The following is a 16,720-nucleotide window of genomic DNA, read 5'->3' as shown; positions in this document are numbered from 1 at the left end:
GGAGGTTGCCTTGCGAAGACTGCGAAGATTCCGGAGCACCGATCCGGAGGGCGGGCGACGCACCTCCCGTCCGGCCGTCCGCACCGCGACGGCCCTCGCCGCCGGGGCGCTGCTGCTCCCGCTGGTGTCGGCCACCGGCCCGGCCGGCGCCGCCGAGCCCGCGGCGGACACCCTCCAGCGGGCCTTCACCGAGGCCGCCGCCCGCTACCACGTACCGAGCAGTGTGCTGCTGGGCGTCTCCTACCTGGAGTCCCGCTGGGACGCGCACGCCGGTGCGCCCAGTGTGGACGGCGGGTACGGCCCGATGCATCTGACGGACGCCCGGGCGGCGGTGGCCCGGGTGGCGCGGCACAGCGAGGCCGACGACGACCCGCGGGGCGACGCCGCGCGGCCGGTCGCGGCCGGTCACCGGGGGGCCGCCCCGCAGACGCTGCCCGCCGCGCTGCCCGCGCGGCTGCGGACGCTGCCCCGGGCGGCCGAGCTGACCGGTATCCCGGCGGCGAGGCTGCGCAGCGATCCGGCGGCGAACATCCTCGGCGGTGCGGCGCTGCTCGCCGCGGAACAGCGGAACCTGGGGCTGGCGCCCGACGCCGGCCCGGCCGGCTGGTACGCCGCGGTGGCGCGGTACGCCGGGGCGGGTGACGCGGCCGGCGGGCGGGGCTTCGCCGACGAGGTCTTCGACACGCTGCGGCACGGCCAGGCGCGGACCACGGACGCGGGGCAGCGGGTGACGCTGGCGGCGGCTCCCGCGCTGCGCCCCGACGCCGCGCAGGCGAAACGTATCGCTCCGGCGGTCCGGCAGGCGTCGGCCCCGGCGGCGCGGCCCGAGTGCCCGGCGTCGGTGGCGTGCGAGTCGGTCCCGGCGCCGTACGAGAAGTTCGGGGACGGCGACTACGGCAACCACGACAAGGCCGACCGGCCCGAGGACCTCAAGGTCGACACGATCGTCATCCATGACACCGAGGGGTCGTGGGAGACGTCGCTGAAGCTGGTCCAGGACCCGACGTATGTGTCGTGGCACTACACGGTCCGCTCGTCCGACGGGCTGATCGCCCAGCACGTGCCGACGAAGGACGTCGCCTGGCAGGCCGGGAACTGGTACATCAACTCCCACTCCATCGGTATCGAACACGAAGGGTTCCTGACCGCTCCCGACGCCTGGTACACGGAGGCGATGTACCGCAGCTCGGCGCGGCTGGTGACGTATCTGAGCAGGAAGTACGGGGTGCCGCTGGACCGGCAGCACATCCTGGGCCACGACAACGTACCGGGGACGACGACCTCGACGATCCCGGGGATGCACACCGACCCCGGTCCGTACTGGGACTGGGCGCACTACTTCACGCTGCTGGGCAAGCCGTTCGCGGCGCAGCGGCGGGCGGCGGGCGATGTCGTCGTGATCGCGCCGGACTACGCGACGAACAAGCCGCCGTACACGGGGTGTGAGAAGGCGGGCGAGCCGTGTGCCGCGCACGGGTCGGAGGCGGTGCGGCTGCGTGTCGCGCCGAGCGCGGACGCGGCGCTGGTCAAGGATGTCGGGCTGCGGCCGGACGGCAGTCCGTCGACGACCGACGTCAACGATCTGGGGGCGCGGGCCAGCACCGGTCAGCGGTTCGCGTTCGCCGGGCAGCAGGGCGACTGGACGGCGATCTGGTACCTCGGGCAGCGGGCGTGGTTCGAGAATCCGGCGAAGCACCGCACGGCCTTCCGCACGTCGGGCGCGACGGTGACGCCGAAGGCGGGGCGGGCGACGATCCCGGTCTACGGGCGGGCGTACCCGGAGAAGGCGGCGTATCCGGCAGGGGTACCGGTGCAGGCGGTCTCACCGCTGCCGTACCAGCTGCACGCCGGGGAGCGGTACGCCACCGGCGGGTCGCTGCTCGGGGACTACTTCTCCGCGCCCGGCTACGACACGGCCACCCATGCCGTCGTCCGGGGCGAGGACCGCTACTACGTGATCCAGGTCGGGCACCGGATCGGGTATGTGCGGGCCGCGGATGTCGAGGTGCGGCGGGGCGGGGCGTAACCGCCTGCCGTGCGGGCCGGGGGCCTCGCGCTCCCGGCCCTTGCGCCGTCAGTGCTGCTGGAAGAGTTCGGCCGGCAGCGGCTTGAGGAGGGCGTAGAGGTCGTCGGTGATGGGGCGGTCCCAGCTGGCGATGGTGACCAGCACGCCGTCGCTGCGGTCGAACTGCACGCAGGAGACGCGGCTTTCAGAGCACTTGATGCGCTTGACGATGAGGAGGTTGTCGTCGTGCATGACGGGGGTGTCCTCGCTCTCGACGACCTCGACCGGCTCGTCGTTGCCGAGCGCCGCCAGCAGCTGGGCGACCTCGAAGGGCACCTCGCCCTCGTCCAGCTCGCGGGCCGGGGAGCCCTCCGGGAGGTTCCCGATGACCATCGCGGGGCCGCGGCCGCCGAACAGGTCGTAGCGGAGGAAGACGCCCTGGCAGGTGCCGTCGGGGGCGGGCAGCAGCCCGGCTCCGAGGTTGCCCGGCCAGTCCCCGGGATCCATGGCGAGGACGTCGAAGTCAGGCCCGGCGGGCGTGGCTGCGCTGCGGCGGCGGAGGAAGGACATGCCGCCATCGTACGTGCCCGGACGGCGGTCGGCGGACCCGGCGGCGGGGGCCCGGCGGGCCGGTGCGGGGCCCGGGCCGCGGGGTGGCGGGCCCCGGCCGCGGGGGTGGCGCGGCCGGGGCGCGGCGGATCGTACGGCCGTCCCGGCGGCGCTCGTGCCGAGGGGTACGGACGGTGCCCGCCGCCGGGCCCCTCTTGGTAGCGTCCGGCGCATCCACTCCATCCGTCAGGGGGCGAGATGAGCGACATCCGGCAACTGCTGCGTGCTCTTCCGGTTTTCGCGGGTGAGCTGCCCGTGTTCGATCCCGACGACACACCGGACGATCCGGTGGCGCTGTTCACCACCTGGTTGATGGACGCGATCCGCCGCCAGGTGCCCGAACCGCATGCGATGACGGTGTCCACGGCCGACGCCGCGGGCCGGCCGTCGGCGCGGATGCTGATCCTCAAGGACCTCGGCCCGGACGGCTGGCGGTTCGCCGTGCACCGCGACAGTCTCAAGGGCCGCGAGCTGACCGCCCGCCCGTACGCGGCGCTGACGTTCTACTGGCAGCCGCTGGCCCGGCAGGTCCGGGTGCGGGGGCCGGTGGTGGAGGAGAGTGCGGAGGTGGCGGCCGCCGACTTCCTGGCGCGCGGCGCGGAGGCCCGGGCGGAGGCGTTGCCGGGTCGCCAGAGCGCTCCGCTGACCGGCCTCGACGAGCGGGACACCGCGGTGAAGGCGGCGGCGGAGCGGATCGCGCGCGATCCCTCGCTGGTGGCGCCCGGCTGGACGGTGTGCACCGTACGCGCCGAGGAGGTGGAGTTCTGGCAGGGCGCCCGGGACCGCCGCCACACCCGGCTCGCGTACCGGCGCGACGGCGCGAGCTGGACGAAGGGCCTGCTCTGGCCGTGACGGCGGGCGGCCGGCCTCACTCCGGCCGGTCGGCGCCCACCAGCCACATCGAGAAGAACTGTGCGCCGCCGCCGTAGGCGTGGCCCAGGGCGCGGCGGGCGCCGTCGATCTGGTGGTCGCCGGCCCGGCCGCGTACCTGGAGGGCGGCCTCGGCGAAGCGGAGCATGCCGGAGGCGCCGATGGGGTTGGTGGACAGGACGCCGCCCGAGGGGTTGACCGGCAGATCGCCGTCGAGGGCGGTGGCGCCGGACTCGGTGAGTTTCCAGCCCTCGCCCTCGGCGGCGAAGCCGAGGTTCTCCAGCCACATCGGTTCGTACCAGGAGAACGGGACGTACATCTCGACGGCGTCGATCTCGCGGCGCGGGTCGGTGATGCCGGCCTGGCGGTAGACGTCGGCGGCGCAGTCCCGGCCGGCGCGCGGGGAGACGAAGTCCTTGCCGGCGAAGAGGGTGGGCTCGCTGCGCATGGCGCCGCCGTGCAGCCAGGCCGGAGGGTGCGGGGAGCGGGCGGCGCCGGTGCGGTCGGTGAGGACCATGGCGCAGGCGCCGTCGGAGGAGGGGCAGGTCTCGGAGTAGCGGATGGGGTCCCACAGCATGGGCGAGGACTGCACCTTCTCCAGGGTGAGGTCCGTCTCGTGGAGGTGGGCGTAGGGGTTCTTCAGGGCGTTGCGGCGGTCCTTGTACGCGACGAGGGAGCCGATGTGGTCGGGGGCCTTGCTGCGGCGCATGTAGGCGCGGACGTGCGGGGCGAAGAAGCCGCCCGCCCCGGCCAGCAGCGGCTGCTGGAAGGGGATCGGCAGGGACAGGCCCCACATGGCGTTGGACTCGGACTGTTTCTCGAAGGCGAGGGTGAGGACGGTGCCGTGGACGCGGGCGGCGACGAGCTTGGCGGCGACCAGCGCGGTGGAGCCGCCGACGGAGCCCGCGGTGTGCACCCGCAGCAGGGGTTTGCCGACGGCGCCCAGCGCGTCGGCGAGGAAGAGCTCCGGCATCATCACGCCCTCGAAGAAGTCGGGGGCCTTGCCGATGACGACGGCGTCGATGTCGCGCCAGTCGAGGGCGGCGTCGTCGAGGGCGCGGCGGGCGGCCTCCCGGACGAGTCCGGCGAGTGAGACGTCGCGGCGGGCGGCGACGTGGGCGGTCTGGCCGATGCCGACGACGGCCACGGGCTCCTTGCTCATGACTCCCCCTCCAGGACGGCGACGAGGTTCTGTTGCAGGCAGGGGCCCGAGGTGGCGTGGGCGAGGGCGCGTCGGCTCTCGCCGCGCTGGATGCGGGCGGCGGCCTCGCCGATGCGGATCAGGCCGGTGGCCATGACGGGGTTGGCGGCGAGCGCGCCGCCGGAGGGGTTGACGTCGACGTCGTCCCCCAGGCGCAGGGCGCGGCGCAGCACGATCTCCTGGGAGGTGAACGGGGCGTGCAGTTCGGCGAGGTCGACGGGGCGGTCGAAGGCTCCGGCGCGGTCGGCGGCGAGGCGGGTGGAGGGAGAGGTGGTGAGGTCGCGGACGCCGAGGGAGTGGGCCTCGACGCGGTGGTCGAGGCCGCGGATCCAGGCGGGCCGGTCGCAGAGGGCGCGGGCGCGGTCACCGGCGGCGAGGACGACGGCGGCGGCGCCGTCGCCGACGGGTGCGCAGTCGCCGCGGCGCAGCGGGGCGACGAGCGGGTCACCCTGCGGGCGGGGGCCGCGCAGCTGGGCGTGCGGGTTGTCCGCGGCGGCGGTGCGGGACCGGGTGGCGACGGCGGCCAGCTCGTCCTCGCAGGTCAAGCCCGCGTCGAGGAGGGCCTGGGCCTGGAGGGCGGCGAGGGCGACGGAGTCGGGCCACAGCGGGGCGAGGTAGTACGGGTCGAGCTGGCGGGTGAGGACCTCGCGGAGATCGCCCGGGGAGGACTTGCCGTAGGCGTAGACGAGGGCGGTGTCGGCCTCGCCGGTGAGGAGGGCGACCCATGCCTCGTACAGGGCCCAGGCGCCGTCCATCTCGACATGGGACTCGGAGATCGGCGGCCAGGCGCCGACGGCGTCGAGGGCCATGGTGAAGGAGAAGGCGCGGCCGGCGAGGTAGTCGGAGGAGCCGGAGCAGACGAAGCCGGCGTCGCGGGCCTTGAGGCCGGTCCGGTCCAGGACGTCGTGGAGGACGGGCAGCACCATCTCGGCCTCGGAGACCGCGCTGCTGTCGGCCACGTGGTCGCTCTGGGCGAAGGCGACGACGGCGATGTCGCGGAGCGGGGCCGGCATCAGATCAGCTCCTTGTAGCTGTCGTGGTCGGCGTCGGGTTCGCCGGTGGGCCGGTAGTGGTCGGGGTAGCGGCTGCCGTCGCGCCAGACCGGTTCGACGCGCAGGCCCATGCGGACCTGGTCGTACGGGATGCCGCCGATGCGGGCGTGGAGCGGGAGTCCGGCGCCGTCGAGGGCGATGTGGGCGTAGACGTAGGGGACCTCGATGTCGAGGTTGCGGGCCTTGATGTTGACGATGCAGAAGGTGGTGACGGTGCCGCGGGGGCCGACCTCGACCTGTTCGGCGGTGGCGACGCCGCAGGTGGGGCAGGCGCCGCGGGGCGGGACGTAGACCTTGCGGCAGGCCGGGCAGCGCTCGCCGAGGGTGCGGCGGTCGCCGAGCGCCCGCAGATGGCGGGAGTGGGCGCGGCCGGGTGTGTAGGTGTAGTCGAGCCGGGCGGGGACGGTGATGCCGGTGACCGGGTCGTCGAACCCGCCGTGGTGGGCGGCGGGCCGGGCGCCGTCCGGGGCGGCGGTGTCGTCCGTGTAGTCCGGGACGAAGCAGGCGATGTCGGTGACCGCGCCGGTACGGTCGGCGGCCCAGCGGATGCGGACGCGCATCCCGGTGCGTACGGCGTCGGGCCCGGGGGCGTCCAGGGCGTGCAGCAGGGCGGTGTCGGCGCCGTCGAGGCGGACCAGGACCCAGGCGAAGGGGGTGGCGAGCGGCTGGCCGCGGCGCGGGGAGGGGTTCCAGGCCCAGGTGGTGACGGTGCCGGTGGGGGCGACCTCGACGAGATCGCGCAGCTCCTCGCCGGTCTCCGGGTCGTACTCGGTGGGCGGGACGACGATGCGGCCGCCGGCGGTCTTGATGCCGAGGACGGTGCGCTCGCGCAGTCCGGTCAGGAAGGCGCCGCGGACGGGGCCGAGCGAGCGGGTGAAGGGGAATTCCACGACGAGGGGCGCGGTGAGGACGTCCGCCGGTGCGGCGGGTGGCGCGGTGGGCTCGGGCGTGACCTCTGGCATGCGGACTCCTTGGGTGGGCGCGTGGCCGGGGCGCGCGGGGTGCGGTGTGCGCCCCCCCGGCGACGGGACGCGCGCGAGGGGTGGTCCGGTGCGCGGGTCAGGCGCGCCGGAAGACGGGCGGGCGTTTCTCGGCGAAGGCCCGGGCGCCCTCCTTGGCGTCGGCGGTGTCGAACACCGGCCAGCCCCGGGCGAGTTCGGCGGCGAGCCCGTCGGCCTCGGACAGGTCGGCGCTCTCGTAGACGGACGCCTTGACCGCCTCCACGGCGAGCGGGCCGCAGGCGTTGATCCGCTCGGCGATCTCCAGGGCCTTGGCCAGCGCCCCGCCGTCGGGGACGACATGGCCGATCAGGCCGATCCGGGCGGCCTCGGACGCCGGGTACGGGCGGCCGGTGAGCAGCATCTCCAGGGCGTGGGTGCGCGGGATCTGGCGCGGCAGGCGGACGGTGGAGCCGCCGATCGGGAAGAGCCCCCGGGCGACCTCGAAGAGACCGAAGACGGCACTCTCCCCCGCGACGCGGATGTCGGTGCCCTGGAGGATCTCGGTGCCCCCGGCGACGCAGTGGCCCTCGACCGCGGCGATCACCGGTTTACGGGGGCGGTGGTGGCGCAGCATCGCCTTCCAGTGCAGGTCGGGGTCTTCCCGGAGCCGTTCGCGGTAGTGGTCGCCGGCCATGCCGTCGCCGGCGAGGGCCTTGAGGTCCATGCCCGCGCAGAAGGTGCCGCCCGCGCCGGTGAGCACGATCGAGCGGACCGTGTCGTCCTCGTCGGCGGCGCGCCAGCCGTCGTGGAGGCCGACCAGCATCGGCAGCGACAGCGCGTTCTTCGCCTCCGGCCGGTTGAGGGTGAGCACCAGGGTCGCCCCCTCGCGGTGCACGGTGAGGTGTTCCGTCCCGCCCATGTCCGTCTCCCGTCTGTGGACGCAGAACAGGGTGCAGGAGCGGTACGGCGACTTCAAGAGTTTTCTGACACCCAGTCAGTTTTCTTCGCCGTGGCCCTTCCCTGCTACCGCGGGCCCCGCTCTAATGGCCGCCGAGCCGCCGTCCGGCACGGTCTGGAGGAGACGTGGAGTACAACCTGGCCGACCTCTTCGAATCGATCGTCGACGCGGTCCCCGACCGCGAGGCGCTGGTGTACGTCGACCATCCGGGCAGCGGCGCCGAACGGCGGCTGACCTACGCACAGCTGGACCGCGCCGCCAACCGCCTCGCCCACCACCTCGCCGACCAGGGCGTCCGCCCCGGCGACCACGTCGGACTCCACCTCTACAACGGCGTCGAGTACCTCCAGACCCTCTACGCCTGCCTGAAGATCCGCGCCATCCCCGTCAACGTCAACTACCGCTACGTCGAGGACGAGTTGGCCTACCTCTACCGGGACGCGGACCTGGTGGCACTGGTCTTCGACGGCGAGTTCACCGACCGGGTGGCCACCGCCGTCCCGCACGCGCCCCGGCTGCGCCATCTCGTACGGGTCGGGCAGGCGCCCCAGGGCGCGCCGGTGCCGGATCCGGTGCCGGTGGCGTTCGCGGACGCGGAGGCCGCGGGGGCGCCGGGGCGCGGGTTCGCGCCGCGCTCCGCCGACGACCGGTTCATCATCTACACCGGCGGCACCACCGGGATGCCCAAGGGTGTGGTCTGGCGCCATGAGGACCTGTTCTTCTCCGGGATGGGCGGCGGCGCCCCCACGGGGGAGCCGGTGCGGCGGCCGGAGGAGGTCGCGGAGCGGGTGGCGGCCGGGGGCGACGGCATCGTGTTCTTCCCGACGCCGCCGCTGATGCACGGCACGTCCACGCTGACCGCGTTCATCGCCTTCCACTTCGGCCAGAAGGTCGTCCTGCACCGCAAGTTCGTGCCCGAGGAGGTGCTGCGGACGGTGGCGCGGGAGAAGGTCACCAGCATCTCGCTGGTCGGCGATGCGATGCTGCGGCCGCTGACCGATGCGCTGGCCGGTCCGCTGCGCTCCACCGACTGCTCCTCGCTGTTCAGCGTCTCCAGCTCCGGCGCGGTGCTGTCGGACACGGTCCGCGCGCAGTTCACCGCGCTGGTGCCGCAGGCGATGCTGCTCAACAACTTCGGCTCGTCGGAGTCCGGCTTCAACGGCACGGCGACCGACGACTCCGGGCCCGACCGGGGCTTCCGGGTGCGGGTCAACCCGCGTACCGCGGTGGTCGATCCGGCGACGCGGCGGCCGGTCGCCCCCGGCGAGGTGGGCCGGATCGCGCTGCGCGGCCATGTCCCGCTGGGCTACCACAACGACCCGGCCAAGAGCGCCGAGACGTTCTTCGAGGCGGACGGCGACCGCTGGGTGCTGCTCGGTGACATGGCCACCGTCGACGCGGACGGTGTGGTGACGGTCCTGGGCCGCGGTTCGCAGTGCATCAACTCCGGCGGCGAGAAGATCTATCCGGAGGAGGTCGAACAGGCCCTCAAGGCCCACCCGGACGTCTACGACGCGCTGGTGGCGGGCGTACCGGACCCGCGCTGGGGCAGCCGTGTCGCCGCCGTCATCCAGCTCCGCCCCGGCGCCGCCCCCCTGGACACCGAGGCGGTACGCACCCACTGCCGCGCCCGCCTCGCCGGGTACAAGGTGCCCCGCACGGTGGTCGTCACCGAGCAGATCCAGCGGTCACCGAGCGGCAAGGCGGACTACCGGTGGGCGAAGGCGGTGGCGGCGGGCGGTGGCGAGGAGTAAGAGGCGCGTCGGCCTCACCCGTCACCCCGCACACACCGACCGCACCGCGCGCCCCAGCGCCCTCGTGTGCAGGGTGTCCAGCCGCTGCTCGTACCGCACCCGGTCGGTGGCCGCGCCCAGGACCACCGGGCAGTACCGCGCGGAGCGGGCGTCGGGGGAGGCGGCGACGGCGCGGACCAGGGACGCGTTGACGCGGTTGCTCTCGGTGCGGACCTTTGCCAGGTCGGGCCGCTCCTGCGGAACCCGCGCCGGATCCGCCGCCCAGCGGCGGTAGAGGCCACGCTGCACCACCTTGCTGGCGTCGATCTGGTCGCGGAAGATCCGCCGGGTGGCCTCCGGGTCGGCACCGAGCTGCGTGGCCTGCGCGGCGACGGCGTCCAGCACCTCCTGCTCCCGCGCCGGGTCGTCGATCGGCGCGCCGGTGCCCCACTTGGCGGCCGCCACCAGATCCCCGAGGGCGGCCCGCTCGGCGGACAGGGCGGCGAGCGGCCGGAGTTGACGGTACGGAGAGCGGGTGGCCGCGCCACCGGTGGGTGTCGCCGCGGACGGCGTGCCCGGGGCGGCGTGCGAGGGGGCGGGGTGCGCCCCCGCCGTGGTGGCGGCGTGTGCGCCGCCCGCCCCGGCGAGCAGGAGCACCGCGCTCGCGGCGGCGGGCAGGAGGCGTCGTGTCACGGGGGTCGGCTGCACCTTTCGGCCTTTCTCGTACCGGGCTCTCCGGGAGGGCTCCGCGCCGGAACGGGCCGTCGTACGCGGCCCGGGCCGATGAGCTTACGGGGCCCGGGCCGCGGCCGGGCGGTGTTCGGTCCGGCCGGTTCCGGGAGGTGGCCACTGGTCGTCCGGCCGGCCCGGCTGCCACGATGAACAGCCATCGAGGAGAGGCGGGAGCGGCCATGACCACCTGGGACGCGGAGTCGTTCGACCGGTTCGAGCGGGCGGGCTGGGCCGGGCGCAGCGATGCGTACCGCGAGGGGTTCGCCCGGCTCACCGCCCGGTTCGTCGCGCCGTTGCTGGACGCCGCGGGCGTCGGGCCCGGCACCCGGCTGCTGGACGTGGGGTGCGGCCCCGGTCCGGTGTCGGCCGCGGCGCTGCGGCGCGGCGCTGAGGTGACGGCGGTGGACGCCTCCCCGGAGATGGCCGCGCTCGCGGCGGCCGCGCACCCCGGGCTCGACGTACGGGTCGCCCTGCTGGACGCGCTGCCGTTCGCCGATGGTGAGTTCACCGCCGTGACCGGCAACTTCGTCATCCACCACCTCGGGGACCCGGCCGCGGGCCTCGCGGAGGTGCACCGGGTGCTGGCGCCCGGCGGCCGGGCCGCGCTGTCCTGCTGGGACCAGGAGGCGATGCGGGCGCTGGCGCTGTTCGGGGAGGCGCTGACGGAGTCGGGGGTGGCGCGGCCCGCCGAGGCGCCCGAGGCCGCGCCGTTCCTCGCCGGGTACGACGTCACCGAACGGCCCGGGGCCTTCTGCCGGTTGCTGGACGCGGCCGGTTTCGGGGACGCCGATGTGGAGCGGTTGCAGCTGCTGCACCGCGTCGATCCGGGCCAGTGGTGGCACGACATCACCACCGGTACACCGGTGGCCGCCACCGTCCTGCACCATCTCGACGACGCCTCCCGCGCGGCGGTCCGCCGGGTCTACGACCGGAAGGTGGCCGCCCACGCGGTGGGCGACGGTTTCGTGGCCCTGCCGGCGGTGGCCCTGCTGGGCACCGCCACCCGGGTGGGGTGACGCGGGAGGGGGTGGGCGGGTCGCCTCGGCCGGCCCCTCAGGCCCGCCCGCGGCGCGTCCCTCTCACGTCATCGTCGGGTCCCCCTTGATCAGTGCGAACGGGGCGCCCCACGGGTCCTGAACCGCGGCGATGCGGCCGACGCGCGGTACATTCATGGGCGGGATCTGCACGCGGGCGCCCAGCTCCGTGGCCATCTCGAAGGTGGCGTCGCAGTCGGTGACGCCGAAGTACGGATGCCATTCGGAGACCGCACCGGCGTCCAGGTGCTCCTGCTGGAGCTGGAAAATGCCGCCCTGGCCGGTGTCCGCGTCCTTGCCGCCGCCGGCCGCGGAGACGACGCCGTAGACCATGCCGTCGCCCATCGGCATGTCCTGGTACGTCCAGGAGAAGACCGCGCGGTAGAACTCCTTGGCCGCGGCGTCGTCGGTGGTGTACAGCTCCGTCCAGCAGAGGGTGTCGGGCGCCATGACGGCCTGGAGGCCGGGGTTCTCCCGGGGCTCCCAGACGCCGAAGTCGGCGCCGGTCGGGTCGGTGAAGGCGGCCATCCGTCCGGCGGTGAAGACATCGCCCGGCGCCATCCGCACCGCTCCCCCGGCCGCCTCGACGGCACGGGCGGTGGCCTCCGCGTCGGCGGTGTGGAAGTAGACGGTCCAGGACGGGGTGGCGCCCTCCTCGGTCAGCGGGCCGATCGCACCGACGGTCCGGCCGTCGAGCTGGAAGAAGCCGTAGCCCCCGGCCTCGGGCCCCGCGGACCGGTGCGTCCAGCCGAAGACGGCGGAGTAGAACGCGACGGCGGCGTCGGTGTCGGTGGTGCCGAGGTCGATCCAGTTGGGCATGCCCGGTGCGTAGTCGGTGGTCAGCATGGGTCCTCCGAGGTCCTTCGCCTTGCGCGGACGGGTGGCTGTGCGGTGCCGGAACGGCGCTGCGGTCGGCGCGCCGTGGCGCGGCGCACGGCGACCGTGGCCCCCGCGGAGCGATGACGCACCGTCACCGCACGCGGGATTTCGACCGGTTCCCAGCATGGCAGGGGGCACTGACAGTCGCCCTCCGTACACGCGGTGGCCCGCGATCTCCGCCGGTGCCCCGCCGCCCGGTCCGGGCGCCCGGCGGGCCGGCGCCACCGGTCAGCCGGCGGCGAAGCGGGCGCGCAGCTCGCGTTTGAGGATCTTGCCGCTGGCGTTGCGGGGCAGCGCGTCGACGAACACGACGCGCTTGGGCACCTTGAACCCGGCGAGCCGGGCCCGTGCCGCGTCGATCAGCTCCCGCTCCCCGACCGGCGCGTCCGCACCCTCCGGTGCGGGCGTGCGGACGACGACGGCGGTGACCGCCTCGATCCACCGCTCGTCGGGCAGCCCGATCACCGCGACCTCCGCCACCTGCGGATGCGCGTAGAGCGCGTCCTCGACCTGGCGGGAGGCGACCAGCACGCCGCCGGAGTTGATGACGTCCTTGACCCGGTCGACGACGGTGAAGTAGCCGTCGGCGTCGCGTACCGCCAGGTCACCGGAGTGGAACCAGCCGCCGCGGAACGCCTCGGCGGTCTCCTGCGGTTTGCCCCAGTAGCCGCTGCACAGCTGCGGGGAGCGGTAGACGATCTCGCCGCGTTCGCCGTCGGGCATCTCGCGGCCGTCGCCGTCGACCACCTTCGCCTCGACGAAGAGCACCGGGCGGCCGCAGGAGTCCATCCGTCCGGCGTGCTCCCCGGGGCCGAGGACGGTGGCGAGCGGGCCGATCTCGGTCTGTCCGAAACAGTTGTAGAAGGCGAGTGCGGGCAGCCGGGAGCGGAGATGTTCCAGGACCGGTACGGGCATGATCGACGCGCCGTAGTACGCCTTGCGCAGTCCGCGCAGGTCGCGGACGGCGAAGTCGGGGTGGCGGGCCAGGCCGATCCACACCGTGGGCGGTGCGAACAGGCTGTCCACCCGGCCGGTCTCCACCAGGGAGAAGAGCTGCTCGGCGTCGGGCCCGTCCACGAGGGTGTTCTCGGCGCCGACCGCCAGATAGGGCAGCAGGAAGACGTGCATCTGCGCCGAGTGGTAGAGCGGCAGCGCGTGCAGCGGCCGGTCGCTCTCCGCCAGGTCGAGGGCGACGACGGCGCTGGTGTACGCGTGCACCAGGGCGTGGTGCGTCATCATCGCGCCCTTGGGCAGCGCGGTGGTCCCGGAGGTGTAGACGAGTTGGGCGAGCGCGTCGCCGTCGTCGCCGGGGAGGTCGTCCGGGGCCGTCTCCGGTACCTCCGCGAGACGGGCGAGGAGTCCGTCCGGGGCGTCGCGCAGCGGCAGCGCGGGCAGGCCCTCCGGGAGCCGGGCGGCGAGGGCGGGGTCGGTCAGGACGAGGGAGCTGCCGGACTGGTCGAGGACGTAGCGCAGGTCCTCGCCGGTGAGGGCGTGGTTGACGGGGACGTGCACCAGCCCCGCGCGGGAGCAGGCCAGGAAGCCGATGAGGTACGCGTCGGAGTTGCGTCCGTAGGCGGCGACCCGGTCGCCCGGGGCGAGGCCGAGGCCGCGCAGCACCCGCGCCGCCGCGGTGACCGCCTCGTCCAGTGCCCGGTAGGTCCAGGCGCGGTCGGCGTACCGCACCGCCGTCCGCCCGGGCACCCGCCGGGCGCTGCGCCGCAGGACTCCGTCGACCGTGTTGCTCCGCGCTGCCGTCATGGCGCGATCCTCGGGCCCGTCCCGGCCCCGGTCAAGGTACCGGGCAGGGGCGCTGCTGCCCGGCGCACGCCCGTCCACCGTGCGCCGGGGCTTGGCCCGCGTCCCCTGCAGCGCACCGGGGGCGTCCCCCCTCGCCCGAGCAGGCCGTACCGCCTGCTTTCCGCTCAGCCACGGCCCACGGCAGCGGGTTCGGCGGGCCGGGACCTGGGGCGCGCCGGTGGCCCGCCGCCCTGGGTGGCCCTCTAGGGGGCGTCCTCCCAGTACGGTGCGCGCAGCCGTCGCTTGTAGAGCTTGCCGTTGGGGTCGCGGGGCATGGCGGGGACGAAGTCGACGGACTTGGGGAGTTTGTATCCGGCCAGTCGTCCGGCGCAGAACTCCAGGACGGAGGCGGCGAGTTCGGCTCCGGGTTGCTGCCCTTCGGCCGGTTCGACGACGGCCTTGACCTCCTCGCCCCAGTCGTCGTGCGGGATGCCGAAGGCGGCGGCGTCGGCGACGGCGGGGTGGGCGAGGAGGACGGATTCGATCTCGGCGGGGTAGATGTTGACGCCACCGGAGATGATCATGTCGATCTTGCGGTCGCGGAGGAAGAGATAGCCGTCCTCGTCGAGATAGCCCAGGTCACCCACGGTGAAGAAGTCACCGACGCGGTTCTGCCGGGTCTTGGCGTCGTCCTTGTGGTAGCGGAAGCCGCCGGTGCGCATCTTCAGGTAGACGGTGCCCACCTCGCCCGGGGGCAGGCGGTTGCCGTCGTCGTCGAGGACGGCGAGTTCGCTGATCGGCCACGCCCTGCCGACGGTGCCGGGCTTCTTGAGCCAGTCGTCGGCGGTGGCGAACGCGCCGCCGCCCTCACTCGCCGCGTAGTACTCCTCGACGCAGCCGCCCCACCAGTCGATCATGGCGCGTTTGACGTGGTCGGGGCAGGGCGCCGCCCCGTGGATGGCGTGCCGCATCGACGACACGTCGTACCGGGCGCGGACCTCCTCGGGCAGTGCCAGCAGCCGGTGGAACTGGGTGGGGACCATATGGGTGTGGGTGGCGCGGTGGGTGTCGATCAGCCGCAGCATCTCCTCGGGCGCCCAGCGGTCCATCAGGACCAGCCGGTGGCCGATGTGCAGGGAGGCGCCGGCGAACTGGAGGACGGCCGTGTGGTAGAGCGGCGAGCAGACCAGGTGGACGTTGCCGTCGAACGGCCGGATGCCGAAGATGCCGAGGAAACCGCCGAGATGGGTCTGTTCGGGCGGGGTGCCGGGCAGCGGGCGGCGGATGCCCCGGGGGCGGCCGGTGGTGCCGGAGGTGTAGTTCATGACCCAGCCCAGGGTGCGGTCGGCGGGCGGGGTGTCCGGCTGTCCGTCGAGGAGGTCGGCGTAGGGGCGGAACCCCTCGGCGGCGCCGACCGCGTAGCGCCGTTCGGCGGGCAGCCCTGCCTCGTCGGCGGCGGCGCGGGCCGCGTCGGCGAACCGTTCGTGGGTGAGCAGCACCTTCGCGCCGGAGTCCGCGACGATCCAGGCGATCTCGGGCCCGACCAGGTGGTGGTTGACGGGGACGAAGTAGAAACCGGCCTGGGACGCGGCGAGGTAGGCGGTGAGGAACTCGACGCCGTTGGGGAGGACGGCGGCGAAGGCGTCGCCGCGGGTGAGTCCGGCGGCGCGCAGCCCGTGGACGAGGCGGTTGCCCGCGGCGTGCAGGCGGCCCGCGGTCCACTCCTCGCCGTCGGGGGCGATCAGGACGGTGCGGTCCGGGTCGGCGGTGGCCTGGGCCCAGAAGCCGGTGGGCGGTGCGGGGTGGTCCGTCATCGTGCTGCCTCCTCGGGGGTCGCGGCGGTCAGGAGCGGCCCGCGATGCGGTTGATGCGGTCGACGGCCTTCTCGAAGCCGCGGGTGAGGTCGTCGAAGACGGCCTGGACGCTGCGTTCGCTGTTCATCCGGCCGACGATCTGGCCGACGGGCGTGCCCAGCAGCGGATCGATCTCGTGGCGCTGGATGCGGGAGGTGGCCTCGGCGACCAGCAGGCCCTGGAGGGGCATCGGGAGCGGGCCGGGGCCGTCCGCGGCGTCCCAGGCGTCGGTCCAGGCGGTGCGCAGCTGGCGGGCGGGTTTGCCGGTCAGGGCGCGGGAGCGGACGGTGTCGCCGGGCCCGGCGGCGAGGAGCTTGGCGGTCAGCCGCCGGGAGTGGAGTTCGGCCTCCTCGGTGGTCAGCCAGAGCGAGCCGAGCCAGACGCCCTGGGCCCCGAGGGCGAGTCCGGCGGCGATCTGTTCCCCGGTGCCGATGCCCCCGGCGGCGAGCACCGGCAGCGGATCGACGGCGGCGACAACCTCGGGGGTGAGCACCATCGTGGCGATCTCGCCGGTGTGCCCGCCGGCCTCGTACCCCTGGGCGACGACGATGTCGATCCCGGCGTCGCGGTGGTGGCGGGCGTGGCGGGGGCTGCCGGCCAGTGCGGCGACGCGGATGCCGCGGTCGTGGGCGCGCGCGATGACGTCGGGCGGCGGGGAGCCGAGGGCGTTGGCGAGGAGTTTGATCGGGTGGTCGAAGGCCACGTCCAGCTGGCTGCGGGCGACCTCCTCCATCCAGCCGGTGATCCGCCAGCCGGACGCCTCGCCCTCGGGCAGCGGCGGCACGTCGTGCTCGGCGAGGATCCGCGCGACGTAGTCGCGGTGGCCGTCCGGGATCATCGCCTCGACCTCGGCCTCGGTGACGCCTTCGACCTTGCGGGCGGGCATGACGACGTCGAGCCCGTACGGCAGGCCGTCGGTGTGCGCCGTCATCCATTCCAGGTCGCGGGCGAGTGCGTCGGGCGCGGTGTAGCGGACCGCACCGAGGACGCCGAAGCCGCCGGCGCGGGTGAGGGCGGCGGCGACCGCGGGGAACGGGGTGAACCCGAAGACGGCGTGCTCGACGCCCAGCGTGGTGCTCAGCTCGGTCTGCATGGGCGCAGGATGCCGCAGGGGGG

Annotated in this window: 14 protein-coding genes; 4 read left to right on the top strand and 10 right to left on the bottom strand. The window is 74.5% G+C overall.

The features are described 5' to 3' along the window. Positions 1-10 precede the first annotated feature (10 nt). Positions 11-2,026: an N-acetylmuramoyl-L-alanine amidase gene (locus ACZ4U4_RS14190; protein WP_467873029.1), complete on the top strand. Its 2,016-nt coding sequence runs from the start codon at positions 11-13 to the stop codon at positions 2,024-2,026. A gap of 48 nt (positions 2,027-2,074) precedes the next feature. Here ACZ4U4_RS14190 and ACZ4U4_RS14185 read toward each other — a convergent pair whose 3' ends face one another. Next, on the bottom strand, positions 2,075-2,575 hold the full coding sequence (locus ACZ4U4_RS14185; RefSeq protein WP_467873026.1) for a hypothetical protein: 501 nt from the start codon (positions 2,573-2,575) through the stop codon (positions 2,075-2,077). 237 nt (positions 2,576-2,812) lie between these two features. Here ACZ4U4_RS14185 and ACZ4U4_RS14180 point away from each other — a divergent pair, with 237 nt between their 5' ends. After that, positions 2,813-3,466, top strand: a complete 654-nt coding sequence (locus ACZ4U4_RS14180; protein ID WP_467873023.1) for a pyridoxine/pyridoxamine 5'-phosphate oxidase — start codon at positions 2,813-2,815, stop codon at positions 3,464-3,466. A 16-nt stretch (positions 3,467-3,482) separates the two neighbouring features. Here ACZ4U4_RS14180 and ACZ4U4_RS14175 read toward each other — a convergent pair whose 3' ends face one another. The 4 genes from ACZ4U4_RS14175 to ACZ4U4_RS14160 all read right to left on the bottom strand — a co-directional run bounded on the left by ACZ4U4_RS14175 (position 3,483) and on the right by ACZ4U4_RS14160 (position 7,597). Next, complete coding sequence (locus ACZ4U4_RS14175) at positions 3,483-4,646, bottom strand: thiolase domain-containing protein (protein WP_467873020.1); 1,164 nt, start codon at positions 4,644-4,646, stop codon at positions 3,483-3,485. Further along, positions 4,643-5,698, bottom strand: a complete 1,056-nt coding sequence (locus ACZ4U4_RS14170; RefSeq protein WP_467873018.1) for a thiolase domain-containing protein — start codon at positions 5,696-5,698, stop codon at positions 4,643-4,645. The genes ACZ4U4_RS14175 and ACZ4U4_RS14170 overlap by 4 nt, the downstream gene beginning before the upstream one ends. After that, positions 5,698-6,699 carry a Zn-ribbon domain-containing OB-fold protein gene (locus ACZ4U4_RS14165; RefSeq protein WP_467873015.1) on the bottom strand — a complete coding sequence of 334 codons (1,002 nt, stop codon included), beginning with the start codon at positions 6,697-6,699 and terminating at the stop codon, positions 5,698-5,700. The genes ACZ4U4_RS14170 and ACZ4U4_RS14165 overlap by 1 nt, the downstream gene beginning before the upstream one ends. Positions 6,700-6,796: 97 nt before the next feature. Then, on the bottom strand, positions 6,797-7,597 hold the full coding sequence (locus ACZ4U4_RS14160; RefSeq protein ID WP_467873013.1) for a crotonase/enoyl-CoA hydratase family protein: 801 nt from the start codon (positions 7,595-7,597) through the stop codon (positions 6,797-6,799). Positions 7,598-7,761: 164 nt separating this feature from the next. Here ACZ4U4_RS14160 and ACZ4U4_RS14155 point away from each other — a divergent pair, with 164 nt between their 5' ends. Next, positions 7,762-9,390 (top strand): acyl-CoA synthetase, encoded by a 1,629-nt coding sequence (locus ACZ4U4_RS14155; protein ID WP_467873010.1) that lies wholly within the window; start codon positions 7,762-7,764, stop codon positions 9,388-9,390. A 21-nt stretch (positions 9,391-9,411) separates the two neighbouring features. Here ACZ4U4_RS14155 and aroQ read toward each other — a convergent pair whose 3' ends face one another. Continuing rightward, a complete protein-coding gene (gene aroQ / locus ACZ4U4_RS14150) occupies positions 9,412-10,062 on the bottom strand; it encodes a gamma subclass chorismate mutase AroQ (RefSeq protein ID WP_467873007.1) in 651 nt (216 codons plus the stop codon). A 218-nt stretch (positions 10,063-10,280) separates the two neighbouring features. Here aroQ and ACZ4U4_RS14145 point away from each other — a divergent pair, with 218 nt between their 5' ends. Beyond that, the gene (locus tag ACZ4U4_RS14145) at positions 10,281-11,117 is read left to right on the top strand and encodes a class I SAM-dependent methyltransferase (RefSeq protein WP_467873005.1); all 837 of its coding nucleotides are present in this window, start codon (positions 10,281-10,283) and stop codon (positions 11,115-11,117) included. A gap of 63 nt (positions 11,118-11,180) precedes the next feature. On the opposite strand, the gene ACZ4U4_RS14140 is transcribed toward ACZ4U4_RS14145, so the two are convergent. The 4 genes from ACZ4U4_RS14140 to ACZ4U4_RS14125 form a co-directional block, all read right to left on the bottom strand. Next, entirely contained in the window at positions 11,181-11,981 is an 801-nt protein-coding gene (locus ACZ4U4_RS14140) for a VOC family protein (RefSeq protein ID WP_467873002.1), read from the bottom strand. Positions 11,982-12,242: 261 nt separating this feature from the next. Next, entirely contained in the window at positions 12,243-13,772 is a 1,530-nt protein-coding gene (locus ACZ4U4_RS14135; protein WP_467873000.1) for a fatty acyl-CoA synthetase, read from the bottom strand. 242 nt (positions 13,773-14,014) lie between these two features. Then, the gene (locus ACZ4U4_RS14130; protein WP_467872997.1) at positions 14,015-15,565 is read right to left on the bottom strand and encodes an acyl-CoA synthetase; all 1,551 of its coding nucleotides are present in this window, start codon (positions 15,563-15,565) and stop codon (positions 14,015-14,017) included. Between the two features lie 28 nt (positions 15,566-15,593). Continuing rightward, entirely contained in the window at positions 15,594-16,697 is a 1,104-nt protein-coding gene (locus ACZ4U4_RS14125) for an NAD(P)H-dependent flavin oxidoreductase (protein ID WP_467872994.1), read from the bottom strand. Between the last annotated feature and the right edge of the window lie 23 nt (positions 16,698-16,720).

This window comes from Streptomyces sp. NPDC029159, from assembly GCF_055564055.1.
This window is presented reverse-complemented; position numbering and strand designations above follow the sequence as displayed.